This is a genomic window from Methanoregula sp. (genome assembly GCF_002835825.1).
Classification (GTDB): Archaea; Halobacteriota; Methanomicrobia; order Methanomicrobiales; family Methanospirillaceae; genus Methanoregula.
In genome coordinates, this window is sequence record NZ_PIZH01000620.1 from 1 (window position 1) to 1230 (window position 1230).

Here is a 1230-nt window from a genome sequence, read left to right on the forward strand (position 1 = left end):
TACCCGTGCCCCGGTTACGCTGTTGCCGGTGAACGAGATCTTCTTCACCTCCGGGTGGCGCACCAGCGCCTCGCCCGCCTCCACCCCGGTGCCGGTCACCATGTTCAGGACCCCGGGGGGCAGCCCGGCCTGGTCGAGGAGTGCAGCGAGCCGCAGGCTCGTCAGAGGCGTTGTCGAGGAGGGTTTCACAACAAGCGGGTTTCCGGCAAGCAGGGCCGGGCCGGTCTTCCAGCCGAGGATGAGGACCGGCATGTTCCACGGTATGATCGCGGCGCAGACGCCCAGCGGTTCGCGCACAACCATGCAGTCGCCGGCGGCCCCAAGCCGGACCGCATCGCCAGATGACTGCGCCGAGATCCCTGCATAGAACTCCAGGATGTTTGCAAACCCGCGCACCTCATCGATGGCCTCGTGCAGGGGCTTGCCCTGCTCCTGGGTCAGGAGCCGGGCGAGATCCTTGTGCTGCTCACGGACTGCGGCGGCGGCGCGGAAGAGCACGGTCCCGCGTTCCCGCATGGTCTTCTTCTTCCAGCCGTCCGCTGCAGCAAGGGCGGCATCCACCGCCCGGGCGACATCCTCTGCGGCCCCGGCCGGTACCCGGTCGATAACCTCGCCGGTTGCCGGGTTTTTCACACTAATCCAGCGTTCACCGGTTGCTGCGGTCTCGTCTCCCCCGATCCTCATCTCCATGGCATCAGCCCCGTGTACGGTTGTATTTTGCATTCATGCTATTTGGCACAGGCGGGTCGGTACACCGTTTGGCGCTTGCGAGCGGGATCGCCCGTGCACCTCGCCAGCACCCGGTGCCCGGCTCACGGGATGCAGCAAACCGAAGACTGAGGCTCCCCGCATCCCCCGGCCGGTCTCCCACCCTGGCCGAATGCATACGCGATCTCCATCCATGCTTTCCTTGCAAGAGTGCGATAGAATGCGATGTCAACGGCGCGGGCATCCCACGGGGGATCGACCTCGTACCGCGATGCGTTGCGCACGATGTACCGGACCTGCATCCCCGGCGCAATCTCTACCCCGGCATCCCGGTATGCCTGCACGGCAGCGCCCTCGAGGCAGCGATGCGCGTACCGGGTGCGGCTGATCCGGCGGCTGAGCGCGAGCAGTGCCGGGTCCGCGTCCGGGAGCCCTTCACGTGCTGCGCGGTAGATCCGGCCCACCTCATCGCGCACACCGGCAAGTTCCCCCGGTGTTCGTGCCATTCGCAGAACCTCGAGC

At 66.7% G+C, this 1230-nt stretch carries 1 protein-coding gene and 1 pseudogene; both read right to left on the bottom strand.

What is annotated here, in order from left to right:
- Positions 1 to 690: aldehyde dehydrogenase (locus tag CW742_RS13875; protein ID WP_292421394.1), on the bottom strand; the 690-nt coding region annotated here is incomplete at its 3' end.
- A gap of 122 nt (positions 691 to 812) precedes the next feature.
- Positions 813 to 1230, bottom strand: a pseudogene (locus tag CW742_RS13880) (hypothetical protein); the annotation flags it as partial.